General features: G+C 39.5%; 30 protein-coding genes. 19 read left to right on the forward strand and 11 right to left on the reverse strand.

Going from position 1 to position 23,582, the window contains the following annotated elements:
- Positions 1 to 23 precede the first annotated feature (23 nt).
- From QFX38_07085 to QFX38_07125, 9 genes are read left to right on the forward strand one after another with little or no spacing between them, the layout of a single operon-like run.
- Positions 24 to 380: a twitching motility protein PilT gene (locus QFX38_07085; protein ID MDI9624632.1), complete on the forward strand. Its 357-nt coding sequence runs from the start codon at positions 24 to 26 to the stop codon at positions 378 to 380.
- A gap of 24 nt (positions 381 to 404) precedes the next feature.
- Positions 405 to 935: an inorganic diphosphatase gene (locus QFX38_07090; protein MDI9624633.1), complete on the forward strand. Its 531-nt coding sequence runs from the start codon at positions 405 to 407 to the stop codon at positions 933 to 935.
- A 20-nt stretch (positions 936 to 955) separates the two neighbouring features.
- Positions 956 to 1,507 (forward strand): DNA-directed RNA polymerase, encoded by a 552-nt coding sequence (gene rpoE, locus QFX38_07095; GenBank protein MDI9624634.1) that lies wholly within the window; start codon positions 956 to 958, stop codon positions 1,505 to 1,507.
- The gene (gene spt4 / locus QFX38_07100) at positions 1,504 to 1,686 is read left to right on the forward strand and encodes a transcription elongation factor subunit Spt4 (protein MDI9624635.1); all 183 of its coding nucleotides are present in this window, start codon (positions 1,504 to 1,506) and stop codon (positions 1,684 to 1,686) included. Before rpoE ends, spt4 begins: the two co-directional genes overlap by 4 nt.
- Position 1,687: 1 nt before the next feature.
- Positions 1,688 to 2,194 carry a DUF359 domain-containing protein gene (locus QFX38_07105; protein MDI9624636.1) on the forward strand — a complete coding sequence of 169 codons (507 nt, stop codon included), beginning with the start codon at positions 1,688 to 1,690 and terminating at the stop codon, positions 2,192 to 2,194.
- Positions 2,175 to 2,480 (forward strand): 30S ribosomal protein S24e, encoded by a 306-nt coding sequence (locus QFX38_07110; GenBank protein ID MDI9624637.1) that lies wholly within the window; start codon positions 2,175 to 2,177, stop codon positions 2,478 to 2,480. The genes QFX38_07105 and QFX38_07110 overlap by 20 nt, the downstream gene beginning before the upstream one ends.
- Positions 2,477 to 2,629, forward strand: a complete 153-nt coding sequence (locus QFX38_07115; GenBank protein ID MDI9624638.1) for a 30S ribosomal protein S27ae — start codon at positions 2,477 to 2,479, stop codon at positions 2,627 to 2,629. The genes QFX38_07110 and QFX38_07115 overlap by 4 nt, the downstream gene beginning before the upstream one ends.
- A gap of 15 nt (positions 2,630 to 2,644) precedes the next feature.
- Positions 2,645 to 4,066, forward strand: coding sequence for an argininosuccinate lyase (argH, locus tag QFX38_07120; protein ID MDI9624639.1), 1,422 nt, complete (start codon positions 2,645 to 2,647; stop codon positions 4,064 to 4,066).
- Between the two features lie 34 nt (positions 4,067 to 4,100).
- Complete coding sequence (locus tag QFX38_07125; GenBank protein MDI9624640.1) at positions 4,101 to 4,241, forward strand: DUF3096 domain-containing protein; 141 nt, start codon at positions 4,101 to 4,103, stop codon at positions 4,239 to 4,241.
- Here QFX38_07125 and QFX38_07130 read toward each other — a convergent pair.
- On the reverse strand, positions 4,224 to 5,231 hold the full coding sequence (locus QFX38_07130) for a 7-cyano-7-deazaguanine synthase (GenBank protein ID MDI9624641.1): 1,008 nt from the start codon (positions 5,229 to 5,231) through the stop codon (positions 4,224 to 4,226). The genes QFX38_07125 and QFX38_07130 overlap by 18 nt on opposite strands.
- A gap of 101 nt (positions 5,232 to 5,332) precedes the next feature.
- Between QFX38_07130 and QFX38_07135 the strand changes: the two genes are divergently transcribed.
- The gene (locus QFX38_07135) at positions 5,333 to 5,941 is read left to right on the forward strand and encodes an acyltransferase (GenBank protein MDI9624642.1); all 609 of its coding nucleotides are present in this window, start codon (positions 5,333 to 5,335) and stop codon (positions 5,939 to 5,941) included.
- Positions 5,942 to 5,955: 14 nt separating this feature from the next.
- On the opposite strand, the gene QFX38_07140 is transcribed toward QFX38_07135, so the two are convergent.
- Positions 5,956 to 6,411, reverse strand: a complete 456-nt coding sequence (locus QFX38_07140; GenBank protein ID MDI9624643.1) for a YbhB/YbcL family Raf kinase inhibitor-like protein — start codon at positions 6,409 to 6,411, stop codon at positions 5,956 to 5,958.
- Between the two features lie 49 nt (positions 6,412 to 6,460).
- Here QFX38_07140 and QFX38_07145 point away from each other — a divergent pair, with 49 nt between their 5' ends.
- Together QFX38_07145 and QFX38_07150 are read left to right on the forward strand one after the other, a co-directional pair.
- On the forward strand, positions 6,461 to 7,198 hold the full coding sequence (locus QFX38_07145) for an ATP-binding protein (GenBank protein MDI9624644.1): 738 nt from the start codon (positions 6,461 to 6,463) through the stop codon (positions 7,196 to 7,198).
- A gap of 41 nt (positions 7,199 to 7,239) precedes the next feature.
- On the forward strand, positions 7,240 to 8,037 hold the full coding sequence (locus QFX38_07150; GenBank protein ID MDI9624645.1) for a UbiA family prenyltransferase: 798 nt from the start codon (positions 7,240 to 7,242) through the stop codon (positions 8,035 to 8,037).
- On the opposite strand, the gene QFX38_07155 is transcribed toward QFX38_07150, so the two are convergent.
- The 8 genes from QFX38_07155 to QFX38_07190 form a co-directional block, all read right to left on the reverse strand.
- Complete coding sequence (locus QFX38_07155; protein MDI9624646.1) at positions 8,029 to 9,210, reverse strand: NAD(P)/FAD-dependent oxidoreductase; 1,182 nt, start codon at positions 9,208 to 9,210, stop codon at positions 8,029 to 8,031. The genes QFX38_07150 and QFX38_07155 overlap by 9 nt on opposite strands.
- A gap of 6 nt (positions 9,211 to 9,216) precedes the next feature.
- Positions 9,217 to 9,384, reverse strand: a complete 168-nt coding sequence (locus QFX38_07160) for a 4Fe-4S binding protein (GenBank protein ID MDI9624647.1) — start codon at positions 9,382 to 9,384, stop codon at positions 9,217 to 9,219.
- Between the two features lie 29 nt (positions 9,385 to 9,413).
- Positions 9,414 to 9,680, reverse strand: coding sequence for a hypothetical protein (locus QFX38_07165; GenBank protein MDI9624648.1), 267 nt, complete (start codon positions 9,678 to 9,680; stop codon positions 9,414 to 9,416).
- Positions 9,681 to 9,684: 4 nt separating this feature from the next.
- Positions 9,685 to 10,428, reverse strand: coding sequence for an ABC transporter ATP-binding protein (locus QFX38_07170; GenBank protein ID MDI9624649.1), 744 nt, complete (start codon positions 10,426 to 10,428; stop codon positions 9,685 to 9,687).
- Between the two features lie 11 nt (positions 10,429 to 10,439).
- A complete protein-coding gene (locus QFX38_07175; GenBank protein MDI9624650.1) occupies positions 10,440 to 11,192 on the reverse strand; it encodes an ABC transporter permease in 753 nt (250 codons plus the stop codon).
- An 18-nt stretch (positions 11,193 to 11,210) separates the two neighbouring features.
- A complete protein-coding gene (locus QFX38_07180; GenBank protein MDI9624651.1) occupies positions 11,211 to 12,164 on the reverse strand; it encodes an ABC transporter substrate-binding protein in 954 nt (317 codons plus the stop codon).
- A gap of 1 nt (position 12,165) precedes the next feature.
- Positions 12,166 to 12,390, reverse strand: a complete 225-nt coding sequence (locus QFX38_07185; GenBank protein MDI9624652.1) for a hypothetical protein — start codon at positions 12,388 to 12,390, stop codon at positions 12,166 to 12,168.
- A gap of 186 nt (positions 12,391 to 12,576) precedes the next feature.
- The gene (locus tag QFX38_07190) at positions 12,577 to 14,610 is read right to left on the reverse strand and encodes a histidine kinase dimerization/phosphoacceptor domain -containing protein (protein MDI9624653.1); all 2,034 of its coding nucleotides are present in this window, start codon (positions 14,608 to 14,610) and stop codon (positions 12,577 to 12,579) included.
- Between the two features lie 350 nt (positions 14,611 to 14,960).
- On the opposite strand from QFX38_07190, the gene QFX38_07195 reads away from it, so the two are divergent.
- From QFX38_07195 to QFX38_07205, 3 genes are read left to right on the forward strand one after another with little or no spacing between them, the layout of a single operon-like run.
- Entirely contained in the window at positions 14,961 to 16,607 is a 1,647-nt protein-coding gene (locus QFX38_07195) for a cation:proton antiporter (protein ID MDI9624654.1), read from the forward strand.
- Positions 16,604 to 17,071 carry an MGMT family protein gene (locus tag QFX38_07200; GenBank protein MDI9624655.1) on the forward strand — a complete coding sequence of 156 codons (468 nt, stop codon included), beginning with the start codon at positions 16,604 to 16,606 and terminating at the stop codon, positions 17,069 to 17,071. Before QFX38_07195 ends, QFX38_07200 begins: the two co-directional genes overlap by 4 nt.
- Before the next feature lie 14 nt (positions 17,072 to 17,085).
- Complete coding sequence (locus QFX38_07205) at positions 17,086 to 17,577, forward strand: PsbP-related protein (GenBank protein ID MDI9624656.1); 492 nt, start codon at positions 17,086 to 17,088, stop codon at positions 17,575 to 17,577.
- On the opposite strand, the gene QFX38_07210 is transcribed toward QFX38_07205, so the two are convergent.
- Positions 17,574 to 18,092, reverse strand: coding sequence for a nitroreductase family protein (locus QFX38_07210; GenBank protein ID MDI9624657.1), 519 nt, complete (start codon positions 18,090 to 18,092; stop codon positions 17,574 to 17,576). The genes QFX38_07205 and QFX38_07210 overlap by 4 nt on opposite strands.
- A 123-nt stretch (positions 18,093 to 18,215) precedes the next feature.
- Here QFX38_07210 and QFX38_07215 point away from each other — a divergent pair, with 123 nt between their 5' ends.
- The 4 genes from QFX38_07215 to QFX38_07230 all read left to right on the forward strand — a co-directional run bounded on the left by QFX38_07215 (position 18,216) and on the right by QFX38_07230 (position 23,456).
- Positions 18,216 to 20,705 carry a DEAD/DEAH box helicase gene (locus QFX38_07215; protein MDI9624658.1) on the forward strand — a complete coding sequence of 830 codons (2,490 nt, stop codon included), beginning with the start codon at positions 18,216 to 18,218 and terminating at the stop codon, positions 20,703 to 20,705.
- Between the two features lie 98 nt (positions 20,706 to 20,803).
- Positions 20,804 to 21,676 (forward strand): extracellular solute-binding protein, encoded by an 873-nt coding sequence (locus QFX38_07220; protein MDI9624659.1) that lies wholly within the window; start codon positions 20,804 to 20,806, stop codon positions 21,674 to 21,676.
- A gap of 40 nt (positions 21,677 to 21,716) precedes the next feature.
- The gene (locus tag QFX38_07225; protein MDI9624660.1) at positions 21,717 to 22,403 is read left to right on the forward strand and encodes an ABC transporter permease; all 687 of its coding nucleotides are present in this window, start codon (positions 21,717 to 21,719) and stop codon (positions 22,401 to 22,403) included.
- Positions 22,404 to 22,409: 6 nt separating this feature from the next.
- Positions 22,410 to 23,456: an ABC transporter ATP-binding protein gene (locus QFX38_07230; GenBank protein ID MDI9624661.1), complete on the forward strand. Its 1,047-nt coding sequence runs from the start codon at positions 22,410 to 22,412 to the stop codon at positions 23,454 to 23,456.
- Positions 23,457 to 23,582 lie beyond the last annotated feature (126 nt).

Genomic DNA, 23,582 nt, shown 5'->3' on the forward strand with positions numbered 1-23,582 from the left:
ATCATAATTGACACAAATTTTTTATGATACCATTCCAGTTCAAGGTAGATATCATCTCTGAACTGGAAAGAATAGCACCCAATGGCGAATTTATCATCCCATCATTCGTAATAGACGAACTCAAAAAGATTAAAATGAAATCCAAGGGGAAAGATAGGATCGCCGCGCGGATAGCCTTAAAATTAGCAGAAAAGGGGCCTTTCAAGATCGTCAACCTCCCCTTAGGTAAGGATGAAAGTGTGGATGACGCACTAATACGCTTATCAGATATACTCTGCACAAATGATAAAGAACTCAGAAGAAAAGCACGCAGAAAAGGCGTGCCAGTCATATACTTGCGACAGAAAAAATATCTCACTATCAACGGATACATTTCATAAAAAGGATAATTGGAGGAGTAGAATATGAATCTCTGGAAAAATATTAGACCGGGGCCGTCAATCCCCGAGATTGTATATGCCATAATCGAAATACCGAAAGGTTCGAGGAACAAGTACGAATATGACAAGGACCTAGAAGCCTTTTCACTTGACAGGGTATTATATTCACCATTCTTCTACCCTGCAGATTATGGTATAATACCACAGACACTCTACGATGACGGGGATCCAATGGACATCCTCGTACTCATAGATGAGGCCACATTCCCTGGTTGCATCATTGAATCAAGGCCAATAGGATTGATGAGGATGATTGACAGTGGTGATCAGGACGATAAAATACTCGCAGTACCTGTCAAAGATCCCCATTATAAGGATGTGAATGATATCAGTGATATCCACCCACACATCCTCAAGGAGATAGCCCACTTCTTCAAGGAATACAAGAAACTCGAAGATAAAAATACTGAAATAATAGGATGGGAAGGCCGTCAAAAGGCATTAGATGCGGTCACCCACTCAGTAGAATTATACAAAGAAAAATACCTAGAATAAGTTTTGGATAGGGGGATACCTTGTACTATAAGACAAAGATCATAGACACGGTTAGAATACCACCACACCGGTTTGAAGAACCCCTAGAAGAGGTTACATTCGACATACTCAACGAAACCTATGTAGGTAAAATGGACAAGAAACTTGGACAGATGCTCACAGTAATAGACATAGAGGACATAGGAATAGGCAAAGTTATAATGGGTGACGGGGCTGCCTATCATGAGGTAACATTTAACGCACTCTTCTTCAAACCAGAACTCCAGGAAGTGGTAGAGGGCGAAGTGATTGAGATAGCTGAGTTCGGCGCATTCGTTAGGATAGGGCCCATGGATGGTCTAGTCCATGTTTCACAGGTTACAGATGATTTCATAACATATGATGCCAAGAAGCGCGTACTAGTCGGTAAAGAGACTAACAGGAGACTCGAAGAAGGCAACCGTGTGAGGGCTAGGATAGTTTCATTAAGCCTTAAAGAGGAAGGTAAGATAAAGATAGGCCTCACCATGAGACAACCAGGACTTGGAAGGCTTGAATGGATCGAAGAAGAGAAGAGGAAGAGTAAAAAATGACACTCAAAGCTTGCACTAAATGTAAAAGGATTACAGAAGAAGAACGTTGCCCAGATTGTGGAGGGTTAACATCCACCAACTGGAGTGGAGTGCTAATCATAATCAACCCTGAAAAGTCTAGGATAGCCAAGGAATTATCAATTAACAAACCTGGTGAATATGCGTTGAGGGTCAGATAAAGTGTTAATCCTACCAAGAAAATTAAGGGGAAAATTAAAGGAACCATTCGGGAGATTATACCCCTCACCCATGGATGCGCCCATACCAGAGGGTGCATTTATAATCTCAGTGGGTGATGTTACAACACATAGACTACTCCAGGCAGGTTTAAAACCTCATTTGGCCATAATAGATAAACGCGTTCAGAGAAGAGCTTCAAAATACGAGATTAGATATGATGCTAAAATTTTAAAATGTGAAAATCCTCCTGGCACTATAACAGATGAACTCTGGACCACTATAAAAAAGGCTATCAAATCTGATGATAATTTCCTTATCATAGTAGATGGTGAGGAAGACCTTGCAGTTTTACCAGCAATCATATTAGCACCAGCAAATGCTATTATATTGTATGGGCAACCCAATGAAGGGGTTGTACTAGTCAAAGCAGAAAAAATGAAGCAAAAAGCAGAAAAGATAATTAGAGAATTCAAGGAGGTAAGAGCAGATGGAAATCAGAATAACTGATGAAAAGGAGAACCCGCTCCTTTCAAGGACTGAGATAAAATTTGAATGTTTATACCAGGGAGAGCCAACACCAAAAATACTCGAAGTTAAAAAGAAACTAGTCGCCATGCTAGATTCTGATAAAGATCTCCTTGTTGTAGACACCCTAAGACCCTACTTTGGAGAGGGTAAAGCCAAAGGATATGCTAAGCTCTACCAGGACAAGAAAGCACTAGAAGAGATCGAACCAAAACATGTCATAGAAAAGAACTTAGAGGAGAAAATGGAAACCGGGGGAGAAGAATGAGCAAATATAAATTATATGAAGTTAAAGATGACAAGATCAAGAGGAAAAACCCATTCTGTCCTAGATGTTCAAGCGGAGTTTTCATGGCCGACCATGGGGACAGATACGCGTGTGGAAGGTGTGGATACACCCAATGGAAAAACAGGTAGAGGGATGGAGGATAATTGAACCTTAGAGGAGGCAGATTGCAAAAAAGGATGGATGAAGAAGCTGCCAAATTCACATCATCCCTAAAATTCGACCAACACATATTCTACGCTGATATAAAATGTAACATAGCCCACACTAGGATGCTAGCCCAAGAGGGGATAATCAGCAAAAAAACAGCTAATAAGATAATAAAAGCCCTAGAAGAACTTGAAAGAGAAGGTATAGAAGCCCTAAACTTGGATCCGTCAGTTGAAGACATCCACATGGCCATAGAAGAATATGTCACAGAAAGGATAGGGGAAGAAGCCGGTTTCATGCACACAGGGAAATCAAGAAATGACCAAGTAGCAACAGACCTCAGACTCGCCCTCAAAGAAAAAATACGAGAAATACAAAAAGAACTATTAAATTTCATGCAACTTTTAGTTAGGATGGCAGAGGACCATAAAGAGACTATCATGGTAGGCTACACACACCTTCAACACGCCCAGGTTACCACTTTTGCACACCACTTACTCGCATATGCCCATGCTTTTAAGAGAGATTATGAACGTCTAAAGGATACTTATAGGCGAGTTGATGTTAACCCTCTGGGTTCCGCGGCTTTGACAACAACTAGCTTCCCAATAAACAGAAAACTTACAACAAGATTACTAGGATTCAGTGATTACATGGAAAATTCAATGGATGCTGTAAGTAGCCGGGACTTCATAGCAGAGACCATATTCGACCTTTCAATGACAGCTGCGAACTTGAGCAGGATCTGTGAAGAGATAATACTCTGGAGCACCTACGAGTTCAATTTGATCGAATTGGCTGACGAATTCTCATCAACATCATCTATAATGCCTCAGAAAAAGAACCCGGATGTTGCTGAGATAGCCAGGGCCAGAACATCAAATCTTTATGGTAATCTTATGAGTGTCCTTGGAATCCTGAAGGGTTTACCATATACTTATAATCGTGATCTTCAGGAGATCACACCACATCTCTGGGATGCTGTTGAGACATGTTATGATATGATCCATGTAGTTAGGAGGATGCTATCAACGGTTAAAGTGGACAGGGAGAGGGGCTTTGAACTTGCACTTTCCAATTTCGCCACGGCAACCGACCTTGCAGATGCTATTGTGAAAGAGAAGAAAATCCCCTTTAGAACAGCCCATAAAATCGTGGGACGCCTCATCAACCATCTTATAAATGAGGGTTTAAGTTTGTTAAGTGTTGATTCTAGCCTACTGGACAAGATTAGCGAAGAGGTTGCTGGGGAAAAACTCGAATTGGATGATGATATTATAAGAAGGGTTCTTGACCCCATGGAAAACGTCAAGGCACGGAATGTCCCGGGGGGTCCCTCTCCTAGAATGGTGGAGGCGGCTATCAAAAAGTTGAAAGCTTATATTAAGGATGAGCTTAAATCAATAACCTCATCATAATCTATATATACGGCATATTATCTTATTATATTGTATGGAAGGGAAAACAGATCACCGACTAATAGGGCTTGTTGCGATAATCATAGGCATATTAATGATAATATACCCTTATCTTGTAGGTTACCTTGTAGGTATTTTCTTGATTGTCTATGGTATATTAAAGTTCTTTGAATAGGCCCATGATAAGGGTTAGCGCCTCTCCAGGTTCTAATATTCCGGCGCGTGTCTCTCTTAATATTCTCTGTATTGAGTATTGTCTAAGATGTGGGAATTTTTTGTGGACTTCTCCTAGGAGGGGACACCCGAAAACTTGATATCCTTTGATATTGAATCGTGAAACTACACTTTTTACTTCTTGTTTAGATGCTGCGAGAAGGGCTGGAAGGTTCAATCTTAGGATACCATCTTCTAAATTTACAGCCTGGGATGATGTGGGTAGTAAATCGCCGAATATTACAATTTTAGTATGCTGATTCCTTACATAATCTATTATTTTATCATTTATTTTCTTGGAGCATCTCCCACATGGGTGGAATCTCCCCTCAAGGGCTTCTTTTATAATATCTGAAAAATCAGCTTTAATATATTCGTGTTTTATCTTCAATATTTTGGATAGTCTTTTTATGTTTTCTTTAACGTGTCTTGGTAGTATTATGCTCCCAGGGTCTACTGTCACGGCTTTTACGTTAAAACCAAGGTTTTTTGCGATTATTGCGGAAAAACTGCTGTCAACTCCACCAGATAATGCTACTATAATTTCTCCGTTTAAATCTTCAATTTTATACTCCAGAAGATCGAATTCTGGGATTTTTCCCAGTCTTTCTTGGAGAAGATCCCTGAAAACCTTTAATTGGTCTGAGAATATTCCCTTTTTTATTAAGGATTCTATTTTATCTAGTGAAAGTTTCATCCTATATCTTTTTAGGAGTATATCAGTATAGGCTTCAACATGGACTCTGCCAACTCCAAGGGCTTCTTTAAGCCTACCCGCAACCCATCCACCTTTCCCTATTATAACGGATTTATCTGACCTGTCAGGGGCTATTATGATGAGTTCATCTTTTTCTTTGTTAAAAATAGCTTCCTTGATGTTCACATCAACCCTTTCATGGCCTATCTCAGCTCTCAGTTCTTCTATCATCTTCTTTAAATATGAGGACTCCATATAATATAGTAAGAGGATGATAGGTAATAAATCGAACACCTTAGAAAAAGAAGATATTATTGGAGTAACTGTCAGATTTTATAATGGAGGGCTAAATTGTAATGCCAGATATTAGAAGCCTTCTTTTTGGGGATAGGGAAGAAGAATGGATCCGTAAAAGGGAAACAGAGAATATAATAATAGGTTATGGTTATAAGAAGTTCAGTAAGCCCCCGATTATAGGTAAAAACCCCCTTATAAGATCTAATACTGTCATCTATAATGATGTGATTATTGGAGACAATCTACGGACAGGCCATAATGTATTGATCAGGGAGAAAACAACAATTGGAGATGATGTCCTTATAGGTACTAATACTGTCATCGAGGGACATTCTAAGATTGGGGATAATGTTAGTATACAATCAAATGTTTATTTGCCGAAAAAAAGTTACATCGAGGATAATGTTTTCATAGGACCATGCGCTTGTTTCACCAATGACAGATACCCAGTAAGGGTTAAATATAAACTTAAAGGTCCTATAATAAGGAAAGGGGCATCCATAGGAGCTAACACGACTTTTCTCTCAAATATTGAGGTTGGAGAGGGGGCTATAGTAGCTGCTGGTGCTGTTGTAACAAGGAATGTGCCACCATGGTCACTTGCCATAGGAGCCCCTGCAAAAATCAAAGCATTACCAAAAAAACTAAAAGTACTCAACAGAATATAAATCGATTTAATTGCTTATTCCCTTGAATATAATCCTACCATCTCTGTTTTTTCGATTATATGTCCTTCCATGGCTTCTAAAAGTTCTTCCTTGGACGTTCCAGGCTCAAGGTCGAGGCTTGTGTCAAGGGCATATAATTTGAAGAAGTATCTGTGCACGCCAGATGGTGGGCATGGACCACCATATCCTATACGTCCAAAATCGTTAAATCCTTGCATGATCCCATTTTCAAATTCTCCAACCTTCTCAACGCCCTCGGGGAGACCGTTAAGCTCTGGTGGTATGTTGAATATCAGCCAATGCGTCCAAGTTTTGGATGGTGCATCTGGATCATCTGATATTAGGGCTAGTGTAACAGTCCCCTCAGGTATATCATCCCAGGTGAGTGGTGGTGAAACATCTTCACCATCGCAAGTATACTTCTTTGGTATTCTCTCCCCATCATTAAAGGCACTACTTTTAATCTTCAACAAGCACACCCCCACGAATATTATATTATTTTATCCCGATATAATAGTGATGGATCATAAAATAAATGTGCCTTCGGATAATAAAATTTTTGTTAAGACACAAGCCTACATTAAACTTAAAAGTGTCCTAGAAGATTTAAAGTATAAGAGAGGGAATGTAATACATGTTATAGGCACCCCCGGGACCGGTAAATCAGCGAACATTTACCATGCCATAGATGAACTCGGACTCAAAGTATATAATGTAGAATGCAACCTTAAAGATTTATCAGCAACCCCACAAGAAGTCTTCAAGACCATAATAGATGATATAAAAAAGTCATTGGATGTTAAAAGAAAATATGAAGCCTATAGGCGCCTTTCAGACTTTGACGCTATTCTCTTCGCTGATAGATTCCATGATAACCATCTTCTGAAAGATGATGTTCATGGTTTCAGCGAATGGACCCTAAAATCGAAGAGAACACCATACTTCTATTTGCTCTGCATCAGAGAGTACCTAAAATACAGGGAGATGTTCAAGAATCTTAACATCATATTCCAGACAGCATGGAGACTGAAACTAGGAGATAGAAAATATGATATTTTCACAGACATCCCCCTACTTTCAGGAATATTCTCAAAAATCCTGGGAACGATATTCACAGTAGTAAGGATAGAATACACACCAAAAGAGACCATTAAGATCGTGAAGGCACACTTAGACATTGAAGATTGGAAAATAAAAAAATATATTAAAGTGTATGGTTGCAGACCCCGCTACATACTAGACAAGTTAAAAGGTTAAAAAAATTTTCGTTGCCTCCCACGGGGCATTGGTGGTATAGGATGTTAAAGGCCCTTTTAAGATCAACTAGGATCACTTGGACGGCTAAGAATATTCACATGTATCTTTTGGCTCTTAGTTATGCACATGAGTATAATCTGGTTTTCAGTCCACTCGAATTCCTCTGGGGGCTTGTCATTGTATCAATACTATGGGGTGGACTTTATTCCCTTAACGATCTTACAGATATCGAAGTTGACAAAAGGGACAAGTTGAAATCTAACAGACCGTTCATAGAAGAGAATATAAGGCCTGGAATAGTTGTATCCTTTATATCGGCCCTAATAGTATTCTCATTGGTGCTTTCAAACTTTTTAAACCCACTTTTCACTATAATACTCCTCTTGATGGTTTTAAATCAACTATTATATACTCTACCCCCTTTGAGGTTGAAAGAAACACCCATCGCACCATTGAATAGCACAGCCACGAACAATGTTCTGAGATTAGCTTCTGCAAGCATACTATTAGGAGGTTTTTCTATTATCCCAGCCAGTATTTACATTCTAATGTTTACAGCAGGACTAGGAACATATCTCATGTATAAAGAGAAACTTAAAGAAACAACTATAGTATCTATGATATTCCTCCTGATCTTATATTATGCATATATTAGCCATGATATTAGCATTTCACAGATTCTAATAGTAATATTACCATCTTTTATGGCGACCATACCATTATATCTTTCCAATATAACAGATAGAGAGAAGATGGTCAGGATAGCGGATATAACCTATCATAAGATGTTATCGGCCTTTTATCTGGCTTGTATAATCATCCTACTTTTTCTAAAATAATTTTCCAAGTTTTAGGAGGGCTTTCGGCGAAACTTTCACCAACTTTTTAACAAGTTCTGTTGTGCTTATCTTTTCAAATTCCACATCCTTAAAAGCTTCTGCAATTGAGTCAAGTTCCGCGTCATTGAGACTTAACATGTAATCCTTCACTTTAAGATACTTGTTGATCTCCTTACCTATACTTTCATGGCATAGCTTCTCATATTCCCTAAGTCTTTCCTTTGAAGTGTCACCATCTGCTATGGCCTTTGCTGCAACTTTACCTGCTAGCATGCCACCTGTCATCCCAGATATTATACCCCCACCTGTGAGTGGGTTGACCTGGCCCGCAGCATCACCTACAACCATTAAACCATCAGTTACTAGCCTATTTGGCATTCCACCTACTGGATCTCCTCCTATATTCAATTCCACGGGTTGAGCGTTCTTGGTGGCTGGACAATCCTCCACGAATTCTAGTAGGTGTTTATATGCACTCTTACTGGTTTTGGTTGAAAGGACGCCGAGTCCGACATTGGCTATATCATCTCCTTTTGGGAATATCCAAGCATAACCTCCAGGGGCTATGCTCCCGAAATAGAATTCTATGCAATGATTATCCTCCATTTCAACCCCTACCATCTCGAATTGTGCTGCAGATTCCATGTCCTTTGGTTTAGTGGCTGTGTTGAGACCAGCCCACCTTGCAACCCTTGATTCGGGCCCGTCAGCTGCTATGATTATACTCGCTTTTATCTGGAATTCCTCCCCCATTGATTCAAGGTTCACGATGTAACCATCATCTTCTTGTTGCAGGCCCCTTGCTAGGGTTTTTATCATTATCTTTGAACCTGCCCTAGCAGCGTCCATTGCCATGTGCTTGTCAAAAACTTTCCTTTCCAGTATGTATCCAGCCTCTGGGAGTTTTACCTTATCAGATGTTAGCCATACACTGGTACCATTAGGTGATACAAGGCGCACACCCTCTATTTTCCTTGTTATCCATCGGGGGTTGGGTTTTATCCCGAGGGATTCGAGGCCGCCCATGGAAACCCCCTCTGCACAACGTTTAGGAGCGCCTATTTCAGATTTTTTATCTATTAGGATTACATCAGCACCTCCAAGTGCTGCGTGTTTAGCTGCGGTTGAACCGGCCGGGCCGGCGCCTATTACAAGCACGTCTGTTCTGATCATCTTTTATCACTCCTCTGGTTCAAGAGCCCTTATAGGACATACTTGCATGCAGAGTCTGCAATCTTTACATTCTTTCTTTGAGAAGATTATGGATGTTTCTTTAACTTCTATGAGGTTTCTGGGGCATACTCCTGCACATTCTCCGCAATACATGCACCAATCGTTAACTTTCATTTCCTCTCCCCTCACTCCAATTTTTAGGATCATTGTGAGGTGTTAGTTGGGGGCGTTTCATCTTGTGGTGGGGATGGTATTTGATTGGATGATGGTGTGCTTGTTTCATTTTCTAGATATTGTCCTGTTGGTTGTTCTGTTGGTTGTGTGATGCTTGCTTCGTCTACTGGTTGGTTACTTGAATTGTTGGTCATGTTAAATCCTATGTCTTGTGTTGATGAAGGTCCCAGGTTCCATCCTATTATTATGCCTATTAGTAGGCTGCTTACACCCACTATTAACATTTTCTGGTCCATTCTATCACCTTAATTTGACTTCTTTTTCGAGTATTTTAAGTATTTCACCCCTTAGGGTTAAGAAGTCTCTGCTTAGTCTGTCTCTTATCCTATCTATTTCAACTTTAAATGTTCGCAGTATTCTGCCAGGTCTCGCGCTTAAAACCACTATTCTATCTGCTAGGAATACTGCTTCATCCACGTTATGTGTTACAAATATTATGGTTTCATTTGTTTTCTCCCATATGTATAAAAGTTCTTTTTGTAATAGGTTTCGTGTTTGTATGTCAAGGGCTGCGAATGGTTCATCCATGAGAAGAAATTTGGGATTATTTGCAAGGGCCCTTACTATTGCAACTCTCTGTTTCATACCCCCTGAAAGTTCATAAGGGTATGCGTCTTTAAAATCTTCCAATCCAACTAGTTTAAGGTATTCCATGGCGATTTTTTCCCTCTCGTTCTTTTCTAGTCCTTTGATTTCTAATCCGAAAGTTACGTTTTCGAGTACGGTGCGCCATGGGAATAATGTGTATTGTTGGAATACGAATCCCCTATCGGCTCCAGGTCCTTTGACTGGCTTGCCATTAGCGAATACTCTGCCTTTGGTGGGCTTTTCTAGGCCCGCGATTATTCGGAGTAGTGTGGTTTTACCGCAGCCTGAGGGTCCTACTATACATAGGAATTCGCCATCTTCTACTTGTAGATTTATGTCTTTGAGTATGGGCCGGTCTTTGAACTTCTTTGAAAGTCTTTCTATTTTTAGTGTCATGCTTGAACCCCTTAGATTGTTTTACCCCTCCATGGGATGTATTTCTCTTCTATTTTTGAGAGTAGATGGTCGATGGCGAATCCTATCAAGCCTATGGTGAGCATTCCCACTACTACTTCGCCTGTGTCAAGTAAGCGCATGGCTTCAATGATAAGGTATCCTAGGCCTGATTTGGCTGCTATCATCTCGGCTGCTACTGTGCACATGAATCCTATCCCGAAGCCAACTCTTAAACCTAGTAATATCCCTGGGGATGATGCTGGTAGCACGACTTTTGTTAGTACTTGTCCTTCTGTGGCTCCTAGTGTGCATGCTGCTTCAATTAGCACTCTTTCCACGCCTTTAACAGCATCTAGGCTATTTAGGAGTATTGGGAAGAACGATCCTATGAATATTATGAATGCTTCTGCTTTAAGCCCTAGGCCGAACCATAGCAGGGCGAATGGGACCCATGCTAGTGGTGGTATGGGTCTTAATATTTGTATTATTGGGTTGAAAATCCTCTCCAAGGTTTTGAACCAGCCTATTCCTATCCCTAGCGGTATTGCGATTATGGCTGCTACGCTGAATCCTGCCACAACCCTTAATAATGTGCTCATAGCATGTAGAATTAATTCACCGGTTATTATGAGGTTGTAAAATGCTATGAGTACCTCATATGGACTCGGCAGGATATATGATGGTACTAGGTTGGTGAATGTTAATATTGACCAGATTATGATTAGTATCACTGGTATGATGAGTGCTTCGAGGAATTTCTTCAAAATCCTTCACCCTATTCATTATGGGAGGTATTTTAGGTCGAAGATATCATCCTTGGTAAGGTTCTTTTTAATGTAGCCTAGTTGTTTTTGTATTTCAACGAATTTCATGACATTGTCTATGAATGATTTTGTGGGTACTGCTATGAATTTCATGTTCTGGAATGCTCTGTTTTCTACTGTGGGGTCTGTTCCAAGGGCTTTGGCTACTATGGATGCTGATTCGTTCTTGTGACTGTTGAGGTATTCTGTGGCCTCTACGTGGATTTTGAGGAATTTTCTTAGCTGGTCTGGGTGCTCTTTTATGAATTTTTCTGTTGCTATCACTACACAGCATGGGTGGTCCTTCCATATGTCCTTGGAGTATGCTATGGCGTGGCCGTAACCTTTTTGTTCTGCCATTGAAACATAGGGTTCCCATGCTATGAATCCGTCTATTCTCCTTGCTTGTAGGGCTTTTGGCATTAGTGGGACCTGCATTTCTATGATGTTAACATCTTCTGGGTTTATTCCATGTTCTTTTAGTGTCATCTGTAATAGTACGTCTTGTATGCTGCCTTTCATGGGTATTGCTATAGTTTTGCCTTTTAGGTCTTCTATTTTTTGTATTCCTGTATTTTCTCCGACTACTAAGCCTGATCCCTCTTGGTTGACTGCTGCGACTATTTTTATGGGCACTCCTTTGGATATTCCCGTGACTGCTGGTGGTGTTCCGCAGAAGCCAATGTCTATTTGTCCTGTTGCCGCTGCCTTCACAATATCCGGTCCTGCGTTGAATTCGATGGTCTCAACTTTTAAACCCTCTTTTTTGTACATTTCTTTTGCTTGTGCTATGAATAGTGCTGAGTGGTGGTCGTCTTTTAGGTGGCCGACTCTTATCACGTTCTCTTCTGGCCTGGGATATAATGTGTAGGCCGCCCCCACTACTATCACTAATATTATTATCGTGGTTATGATCCATTTTTTCTTTAACATATCATCCCTCTTTTTTGAATCTTTTTTTATAGTAGATTAGGGTTTCGGGTTCTTTTTTGGCGAGTCTTTCTATGAGTTTTTGATTTTTGAATTCTTTGATTGTTTTTTCTAGTATTTCTATTTTTTCCCGTGCTTCATCGAGTAGTTTTTTGGTTATTTCGGCTCGGTGTTTTAGGCGGTTGTTCTCATCTTCTAGGAGTTGGATGTTTTTGAGTTTGAGGTCCAATCTTAAAACTTCCAGTTCGTTTAATCTCTTGTTTAATCTTTTTTTCTCTTCTCTCAGTTCATATAATCTCCCTTTATATTCCCATATTTTTTCCTTGAGATCTTCTATGATTTTGTCCTTTTGCTTTATTTCCTTTTTTAGCTTTTTTATTTTTTCTTTTTCGTCTATGAATATTCCCCCAAGGTTTTAGTATCTTTTCTTGTACTTGAGTTCTTGGAATGTTGCTGTGAATTTTAGGCCGTTTTTGTTTTTGATTGTTAGTTTTCCTTCGAGTTGGTCTATTAGGGATTTTATGAGTTGCCATCCTATTCCTTTTGATCTTTTGATTTCATCTATTTTAAGGCCTTTACCATCGTCTTGGAAGTGTAATTTTAGAGTTCCATCTGCTTCTTTTTTTAGTTGGATTTTGGCTTTTGTCGCATTTGCATGTTTTATTGTGTTGGTTAATAATTCGTTTATTATTAGGCCGATGGGGAGGCTTGTTTCAATATTTAGTGTGATATCGTCGATGTCTGTTTCTATGTGTATGCCTGTTTTATGGGTTTGGATTATCGTGGATGTGAGACCTTTTATATAATTTTTGATTTTCACCGCTGTAAGGTCTTCTGATTGATATAGATGTTCGTGTAGTAATGATATGGATTTTATACGGTCTTTGCTCCTTGAGAGTATTTCTTTGTATTTGGTATTTTCTATTTTCCTTTCTTGGATGCCTAGTAGGCTTGATATTATCTGCAGATTATTTTTGACACGATGGTGTATTTCACGCAGTAAAAGTTCTTTTTCTTTTATGGATTCTTTGAGGGGTGTTATATCTTCTATTACTGTGATTATTTCGTTTTCTAATGTGCTAAAGTTTATCCTAGCATACATTATACTTTTATCTTTTCTTCGGATCCTATACTCGCCTGAAACTGGTTCTTTGACCTTATCTTCTAAAATATCATTGAAGTTTTTGCCTTTTAATTCATTGGGTTTGTAACCGAGGGTTTTCACCATCCTATTACAATCTTGGATTGTGAGATCTCTATCCAGTGAAATTATAATGTTTGGGGCTGTCTCGAAGATGCTCCTGTATCTTTTTTCGCTTTCTTCAAGTTTCTCACTGACATGGTATAATCTTGTCACATCCTCGGCTGCGATTAGGGCTCCTTTGAATTCTCCCCTTTCATAGAGTAGTCTGGCTATGAAATGGACTATTTTCTCGTTACCTTTGCATGTTATGATCCCACCAGTGAATATATACTTCTTTTTACCTTCTTTAATGTGTTTGAGATATCTTTTCTCTCTTTCTAGGCGTTCATTGGCTGGTAGGAAATTTAGAAACCAATTTTTGCCTTTAACATCTTTTTCTTCACATTCTAGAATTTCAAGTCCTCTCTGGTTTATGTATCGTATTCTTGCTTTATCATCAAGTAATAGGATACCCCATGCGGCGATTTCAAGGTATAATTCAGCCTTCCTCTTCTCAGCATTTGCCCTTTTAATAAGCTTTCTGTTCTCGAGTAGGGCGGCATGGTGTCGTGCAACCGTGAAAGATAATATTATAAGGAATGCTATTGCAAAACCTTTAACAGTTGCGATTTCGAAATTAAAGAGTAGAAATAGGAATATTATAAACAATAAAATGAGAAAGAAATCCGGGAAATGTTCCAATACTTGGACACGTCTCCATGAATATACTGGCTTTTCAAAATCCTCAGACTTAAATTCAATAGCTGATACTGTTAATAATAGGTAGCCCAGTATCCAACCCAAGTCTATTGGACAACCACTATAATAGAATCCATGTAAATCACCATAAGCAAATAATAGATCACTTAAAAGTAGAACGATTATACCAGCGATGAATACATTTATAGAGCAGGATTTTAAAGAACCGATTTTATTGATTATAAGATCTACCAAAATAAAGAGTATTATGAAATCGCCAAAAACATAAGTTACAGAAATTAATACTTCAGTTAACCTTCCCCCAGATATTATGATGGGCTTGAGGATAAATATCCATATGATCGTGGCCAAGGAAGCCGAGATAATGCAAAAGTCAAATATAGCCTTAAGTTTTTCAGTTTTTCTCTTTACTGGGATGATTAGAAGTCCAAGGCCAAAAATAGGATAAAATGACAAGTATAGAATATCTGCGATTGAAGGGAATGGATTTTCACCTAAAAATTCAAAGATGAACCATGCCAAATCTCCAAGACCAAGGAAGAACATCCCCAAACCTAATAAGAAAAGTGTAGGATAATATTTCTGATAAACCTTTTTTGAATAGAATGCTATGGAAAAAAATGCAAAGGCAGCCCCAAATCCTGTGACAAAAGTCATAATGTTTATGATTGGGATGCGGAACCCAATAGGTAAGAGGAACGTGAGAAGTGAAATAATGAATGTGAAGATAATTATAAAATAGATCTTCTTTTTATCCAAGGTAAACCTCCTCCATGGGTAAATAATAGTTCATCCTACTAGGAACGTTATACGCCCACTATAAGGAATGTGCTTTTTAAACTTTTGTATAATGTGCACTATATAATAAGTTTAGGGTACAACCGTGGGTGAAGATAATGGCATTAACGATACTCAAGGATATTGTCATCATCTTTGGCTTGGCATTCCTTGTTTTAGTCTTATTCCAGAGGATGAGAATGCCAAGTATTGTTGGATTTTTCATCACTGGAGTTATAGCAGGACCACAAGTACTTGGCCTCATCCAGGATGTGGGGCAAATAAGGTTGATGGCAGAAGCCGGTGTTATCCTCTTATTATTTGCCATCGGCCTTGAACTTTCAACTGAAAGATTCGGTGAATTTAAACGGACAGCAATCGTTGGGGGTACACTCCAAATACTTATAACAATTATAATAGTATTGATTTTGTTATCGGAGATTGGGTTGGATTTGAAAAAGGCATTATTCATAGGATTTCTAGTTTCGCTTAGCAGTTCAGCTATAGTATTAAAGATATTGCAGGATTCTGAACAGTTGGAATCTCCACATGGCATGGTTTCGGCTTCAATATTAATATTCCAGGATCTTGCAGCTGTACCCATGATATTATTGGTACCTGTACTTGCCGGGGCTGTTGAAGGGATTTTCAGCCTATTCAGTGTAATATTAAAGGGTGCTCTCATCATAGCATTCACATTAATCGCCGCGAAATACCTTGTACCTTGGATTCTAAATTTGGCAGCGAAGGCCAAGAGCAGAGAATTATTCCTAGTTACTGTTATATTTATCTGCGCTTCTGTAACATGGATTACAAACGAAGCCGGATTATCACCAGCCCTAGGAGCGTTCATAGCAGGTTTTATGGTGGCCCAAACGGATTATGCACACCGGGCCCAGGGCATGATCTTACCCTTTGAAGAAGTATTTTTAAGCTTTTTTTTCGTATCCCTTGGGATGTTAGTAGACCTCAACTTCCTGTTTACAAATTATACGCTGATTTTAGCTGCTGTTATCTTCGTTATTGTTGCCAAGTTTTTTATTAATAATATTGTGGGATTCTTACTTGGATATTCTGCTAGGATCATGGCGATTGTGGCTATAATGCTATCACAGGTGGGTGAATTTTCATTTATTATATCTGAGGCTGGGCTGAGGTATGGTATCATAGATAATCTCATGTTCCAAGGTTTGATTTTGGTTTCTATTATGACAATGGCATTCACACCATTCATGATAATGGCTTCTCCAAAGATTGCTGAACACCTCATGAGATTTCCATTACCTAAGAGAATGAAAAGGGGAAGATATTACAAGAAGCCTAGAGAGTCGCTTGAGGATCATCTTATAATAGTGGGTGTGGGTTTAACTGGTCGTAAACTTGTGGATATAGCTGAGGAGAACAACATACCCTACATTGGGGTTGATATAAACCCTGAGGTTGTTAATAGGATGCGGAAAAATGGACATAATATATATTATGGTGACGCGACCCATATTAACGTTTTAAAGCATTTTAATGTTTCAAAGGCTGCTGCGATGGTGGTGGCTATAACAGATTATGATTCGACAGCCCATGTTGTTCATGAAGCACGCCATCTAAACCCTCTAATGAAAATAATAGTCCGTATGAGGGGTTTTGAAGATGAAGAGCCACTCTACAGAGCAGGGGCTGATATAGTGATCTCTGAGAAAAAAGAGGCCACGAAGAAGATAGCAGGAGAAATATTCACATGCTACAAGGGCATCTGCGAACTGGGAGAATGAATTTAACCGCTAAAAAGACACCCATTGGAACCATCCACATACTATGGCAGATAAAAAATGATAAACCAATCATATTCAAGGTTCTATTACCCGGAAGTCTAGATGAGAAACTAGAAAGTGCAAAAAAGGGCAGTTTAACCCTCAAGAATGTTAAAATAGAAAACCTTGCATTAGACCTTTGCTCAGAATTCCAAAGAAAGGTACTACTTGCAACATATAATATACCGACTGGTTTCGTAAGTACTTATGGGCGCATAGCAAGTAGGCTCTCCACAAGCCCCAGGAGTGTTGGCAGGGCACTGGCCACCAACCCCTTCCCCATTTTTGTTCCTTGTCATAGGGTTGTGAAATCTGATGGGAGTCTTGGAGGATACCAAGGTGGCAAGGCGATGAAAAAAAGACTACTAGAAAGCGAAGGTATAAAATTCCACAATAATAAAATAGATAAAAACAGAATCATATGAAGGGTGCTGAAAAATTGAGAAAATATCTACTAATCCTCCTAGTGGTATTGGTTACTGGTTGTATTTTCAAGGGACATTATAAAGGCTATGGGATTTCATTTGATCATCCCATAGGATGGGAATGTGGCAGGGTCATGGATCTTCCAAGTGCTCTGGTAAGTGTCAGAGATCCTTCTGGTGATGCCGAGGTTATAATATTCAAGGAAAAAGCAAATACGAGCCTCGAAAACAGATACCTAGAATATATTCAGAAGTTGCCGGTGCAGCTTTCAGGCTATTGTTACAGGCAAGTGTCTAATAGGACTCTTACAGTAGATGCTTCAAAAGCCTATGAGCTAGTATATGCTATAGGCTGTGATTCGACACAGACAAGCCAACAGACCCGCCTAGTAATCCTCCAAAAGGGGGAATACTTCTATATTATAGATTGTAGAACCACACCCAAGGATTTCGAAAGACAAAACCCCAACTTTGATATTATCATCAATAGCCTGGATATACTCTAATCTATGATGTTGAAGGCTTCTTCCAAGCTCATCCTAGGGGGTGGTGATGGTCTCTCAGCAGGATAACCTATTGGTACTAATGTGACCGGCCTTAAAGTGGATGGTATGCCTAGAATTTCACTTACAAGCCTTTCATCAAAAGCTCCAACCCAACAAGCTCCAAGACCGAGTTCATGGATTGTGAGCAACATGTTCTCGACTGCTGCTGCAACATCAAATAGGCAATAAAGGTTTCTTCCACGTTCACCATAGCCCAGGGCGGATCTTTCAAGGTCTGCGCATGCAACGATGACAACTGGGGCTTCTGCTATGAATGGTTGTCTATATGCAGCCTTTGCAAGTTCTTCCTTCAATTGAGGGTTTTTAACTATGAGGAATTTTCTACTTTGGAGGTTGCCAGCTGATGGAGCCCACCTCGCAGCTTCCATTATCTTCTCAAGATATTCCTCGGGTATATCCTTTTTTTTAAATTTCCTTATACTTCTTCTCTCTTTAATAATTTCCAAGAGGCCCATAAAAAAACACCACCATACTTTTATGATCTTACTAGTATATATGAGCTCCCCCTTCAATTGTTGGACTATCATGGGGGGGTTACACGCTATAGATAAATAATATTTATCATAATATATTCTTTCATGATCCAGAAGATATTAAGGAGATTCAGGGAGGATAGGAGATTCAAGGATGCTATTGAACATATAGAGACTATCCCAGCAAAAAAAGCAGAATATACAATGGTTAAAGGTTTGCCAGAGAACATAAGAGGATACTTTCTAAAAAAAGGGATCAGGCCCTACTATCACCAAGCTAAAGTCCTTGAACATATCCGCCAAGGCATGAATGTTATAATAACTACACCCACAGCATCTGGTAAAACGTTAGCATTTAACCTGCCTATAATGGAAAAATTAACCCATGATAAAGATGCCACCGCCCTTTATATTTATCCTACTAAGGCCCTCTCCAATGACCAATTAAAAGTGTTAAAGGAACTGGAATCCGAATTGGGACTTAAATTAAACCCTAACGTCTATGATGGGGACACACCAAAGGATAAAAGGCCTTGGATAAGGGCAAATTCTAGGATAATCATAACTAATCCTTATCAGCTTCATCGGATATTGCCATGGCACCGCCAATGGCGCAGATTCTACAAGAATCTTAAATTTATAGTTGTGGATGAGGCCCACCAGTACAGGGGCGTTTTCGGGTCAAACGTCGCGTTCCTCGTAAGGAGGCTTAAAAGGATCTGTAAATATTATGGTTCCAGTCCACAGTTTATACTTTCGAGCGCAACCCTTGCAAACCCCCAGGAATTCGCTGAGAAACTCATAGGCGAAAAATTCGAACTAGTATCTGAGGATGCATCACCCTCTGGAAGAAAATACTTCATATTATATAATCCATCCAAGAAAGGAAACGAAACATCAACACACCAGGAGACAAAAAACATACTAGCATATTTCGTATTTAACAAGTTACAGAGTCTCTGTTTCACCGTTTCGAGGAGGATGGCGGAGCTCATCGCGCGATGGACCAAGGAAGAACTTGACAAGAAGAAGAAAGAACTTGTATATCGTGTGACAGCATACCGGGCAGGTTACAGGCCAGAAGACAGGAGAAAAATAGAAGAAGGTCTAAGAAATGGTGAACTTTTAGGGGTTAGCACAACCAATGCGTTGGAACTTGGCATAGACATAGGCTCCCTGGATGCTGTGATAATATCAGGGTACCCTGGGACTATGATATCTACTTGGCAACAGGCCGGCCGCGCAGGTAGAAAGGAAAACGATTCCATAATAGTTCTAGTGGCATTTAAAAATCCCCTAGACCATTACCTTATGAAAAACCCATCATTTCTTTTTGAAAAATCCCATGAGAATGCGATAATAGACCTTAAAAACAAGTTCATACTCTGGAATCAAACGGCTTGCGCCGCCAGCGAACTCCCACTAAACCTTGAAGACTTCTTTGAACATGATTTCAACTTAGAAATAGCCCATGAAATGCTAAAGCATGGCGAGCTCACAATAACAGATAATGGCCTTGTGTACAGTGGTAATGGCGATCCACAGTTTATCTATGGACTTGATCAAATATCAGATGATAATTTCACCGTCCTAGAAAATGGTAGAATCCTTGAAAGGATGGACAGGGCACATGCTTATCGTGAAGCCCATGAGGGTGCTGTACTAATAAACCGTGGCGAAACCTATACAGTGGATAACTTCGATATGAAAAATCGTAGGATCCATGTAACGAAAAAGAGTGTAGACTATCATACCCAAGCCCTTAAGAGGATCGACCTTAAAATTGTCAAGATCTTAAAGAAGAGGAAATTTTCAGATTTTAATTTATACCTTGGGGAGGTTGAGGTTACAGAAGATTATTATTTATATCGTGTTATGGCTTATAGTAAGGTTCTTGGGACTTTCCCCTTGAATTTACCCCCTTTGAAGTTTAGGTCAACCGCCCTCTGGTTCACCATACCTGATAAACTGGAAAATTATATGAGGAAAAGATTCGGTGATGAGGCCTTTGAGGGTGGTTTGCATGGTTGTGAACATGCTATCATATCACTGTTTCCTTTACATGTGCTCTGTGATCGTATGGATATTGGTGGCTTGTCAACTGCTCATCATCCCGACACTGGTGCGGCCACTATTTTCGTCTATGATGCCTTTGAGGGTGGTATAGGATTGTCTGAGAAGGCTTTCACATTATTTGAGGATCTTGTCGCTTCAACTTTTGAACTTGTGGATTCTTGTGATTGTGTAGATGGTTGCCCATCTTGTATATATTCTCCAAAATGTGGAAATGATAATAAACCATTGCATAAGGGGGCGACTAGGAGTATACTCGCATACTTGGGGAGTGTGACAAGTAAACCTGCTGTGGATACTCCAGAGGGTGAGGATCTTGGATTTGAAGTTGAAAGTGCATATTCCGAAGTTTATTCTCTTTATAGGGCTGGTAGGTTTGCTGATGCTAAGTTGAAACTTCATAATATCCTCGAAGAGAATCCTAGGGATGCTAGGGCTTGGTATCTTATGGGGGCCATCCTTTCAAGTCAGGGTGAAAAGGAGATGGCAGCATACTTCCATGGGAGGATAAGAAAAAATTAACCTTATCATGATTGTCCCCCCTATTTTTTGGTAAAAAAACGATATGTATATATATGCATATCGATAGATTTTTCCCCTAAACATGAGAGGTGCCTAAATTGAACAAGAATTTAACACTCATCCTATTAATAAGCTTAGTAGCAGTATTGGGAACATACTATCTAACCTACTCTGGAAAAGAAATCCTTAGAATATCCACAACAACAAGCCTCGAGGATACAGGATTACTTGAAGAACTTGAAGCTAAATTCGAAAAAAAATATCCCAACATTGACATCCAAATAGTATCAGGCGGGACCGGAATAGCAATAGAAAGAGGAAAAATGGGGGACGCTGACCTCCTAATCGTTCATGACAAAGAAAGAGAAGAAGAGTTCATAAAAGAAGGCTACGGGACAGAGAGATACCCCTTCGCCTATAACTACTTTTATATCGTCGGCCCAAAGGACGACCCAGCAAATATCAAGGGGACAAAAAGGGCAACAGAAGCATTCCAGAAAATCTTCACAAAAGCTCAAAGAAACCCTCAAGTAAAATTCGTATCAAGGGGCGATAATTCAGGGACACATGCAAAAGAAATGAAAATCTGGAACAAAACAGGCCACTATACCATTATAAAAGAAAAACCATGGTATATTGAAACTGGAAGTGGAATGGCTGACACCCTCAAGGTAGCGGATGAAAAACAGGCTTACACAATCACGGATTCTGGAACTTACCTTGCATACAAGGACAAACTAAATCTCACAGTTTATATTAAAGATGATAACGAGCTTCTCAATGTATACTCAGCAATCCCCATCAATCCAAAAAAAATAAAAAGTGTAAACTATGATGCCGCCATGAAATTCATAAATTTTCTCCTAAGTAAAGAAGGACAAGATATCATAGCAAAATATGGCAAAGACAAATACGGAGAACCATTATTCATACCTTGGAAAATCAGACCCACAAACCTGGACCACGACTGATTCACCTTTTAAAGTATTCGATCCCTAGTGGTGATGTGATTTGAATGAAATATTACAAGGTATTCTAAAAGCATTGGAACTTATAATAACATTTGACCCTGAAGTAGTCGATATAACATCACGTACATTGATGATTTCACTTTCATCAACATTATTAGCATCGCTCATCGCAGTACCCACCGGGGCCATAATACATTTTAAAGAATTCAAAGGTAAGCAGGTCATCATAAATATAATCCAGACATTATATAGTATACCTACGGTTTTAGTTGGATTACTTGTATTCTTACTAATTTCAAAATCTGGACCTCTAGGATCCTTGAACCTTTTATTCACTCCAGCTGGTATGATAATCGCCCAGGCTATACTGATATTGCCTCTAATAACCGGTTTTAGTATAACAGCCCTTAGGGGTGTTGGTGATGATATCGTAGATCTTGCAAGATCCTTGGGGGCTACGGAATACCAGACACTCTCTACTTTAGTTTCTGAGGCGAAATATGGTATAATTGCTGCCATAATCCTAGGTTTTGGCAGGGCAATATCAGAAGTTGGTATTGCCATAATGATTGGTGGGAACATAAGGGGCTACACTAGGGTTATAACAAGTGCAATGTCCCTTGAAACATCCAAGGGGAACCTAGAACTTTCAATAGCCCTTGGAATAATACTACTCATGATCTCACTCCTAGTAAACACTCTACTAAATTACTTCCAAGAAAAGTGACAGAATATGCTCAGATTACAAGGAATATCCAAAATATATGATGGAAGAAAAGTATTAGAGGATATAAACCTTAAGGTAAAGGCTGGGGAGACGTTAGGGATAATAGGCCCCACTGGTTCGGGTAAAACAACACTACTTAGGATCATAGACCTTCTTGAAGAACCCACTACCGGTAAGATAATATTTGATGGTGTGGACGCTCTAAGCATGCCAGCATTCAAAATAAGACGGAGAATAGGTATGATATTCCAAGAAACGCCAATACTGAGAGGAACAGTCTATGATAATATTATCTATGGACTTCGGTGCAGGGGTGAGAACCCTAAAAAGAGGGAAATAAAAAGGGTTTTGGAGCTTGTGGGCCTTAGGGGATATGAGGATAAGGATGCTCGAAGGCTTTCTGGTGGGGAGAAACAGAGACTTGCCTTTGCACGCGCACTCATAAACAAGCCAGAACTTTTGCTTTTGGATGAACCCACATCAAACTTGGATCCTATCTCAAAAAATCGGATAGAAGAAGCCATAGAGGAATTGAAGGGCCAAGTCACAATTATATTCACGACACATGATCTTTTTCAAGGACAAAGGTTAGCTGATAGGATCGCCATACTTAATAATAGAATAATGCAAATTGGCAATCCAACTGAAATATTTAGGAGGCCGGCTAACAGTTTCGTGGCAGAATTCGTCGGAGCCAAAAATATAATAAAAGGTGAAGCAAAGATAATAGAGAAAGGACTCACGCTCATAAAATCCGGTAAAATAGACATTTATTCGTCCAAGCCAGCAGAGGGTGAAGTAATCGCAACTGTAAGACCGGAAGATATAACTGTTTCATGGGCTAGTGGGGATTCGAGCGCTCTTAACCAACTTAAAGGCAAGGTCGCAAGAGTAGAGGAGATAGGTTATCTATTCCAACTACAAGTGGAATGTGGTGATGAAATTTTTTCTGTTTATATGACTCGAAAGTCGTTCCATGATATGAATATAAAAGTTGGTTCTAGCGTTTGGATAGAATTTAAAGCTTCAGCAGTTCATATAATTAATCGATAAAATTAGTTTTTTATCATTATACGTAGGATCTAGTATATTGGAAGATCACGCCCATAAATGGTTTAGCCTTTTGCGGAAGTGTATATGGGTATATGAATTGGCTTGGGAATGGGCATCGAAAAGTTT

Origin of the sequence: Methanothermobacter sp. (assembly GCA_030055615.1) — an archaeon.
GTDB lineage: Archaea > Methanobacteriota > Methanobacteria > Methanobacteriales > DSM-23052 > Methanothermobacter_A.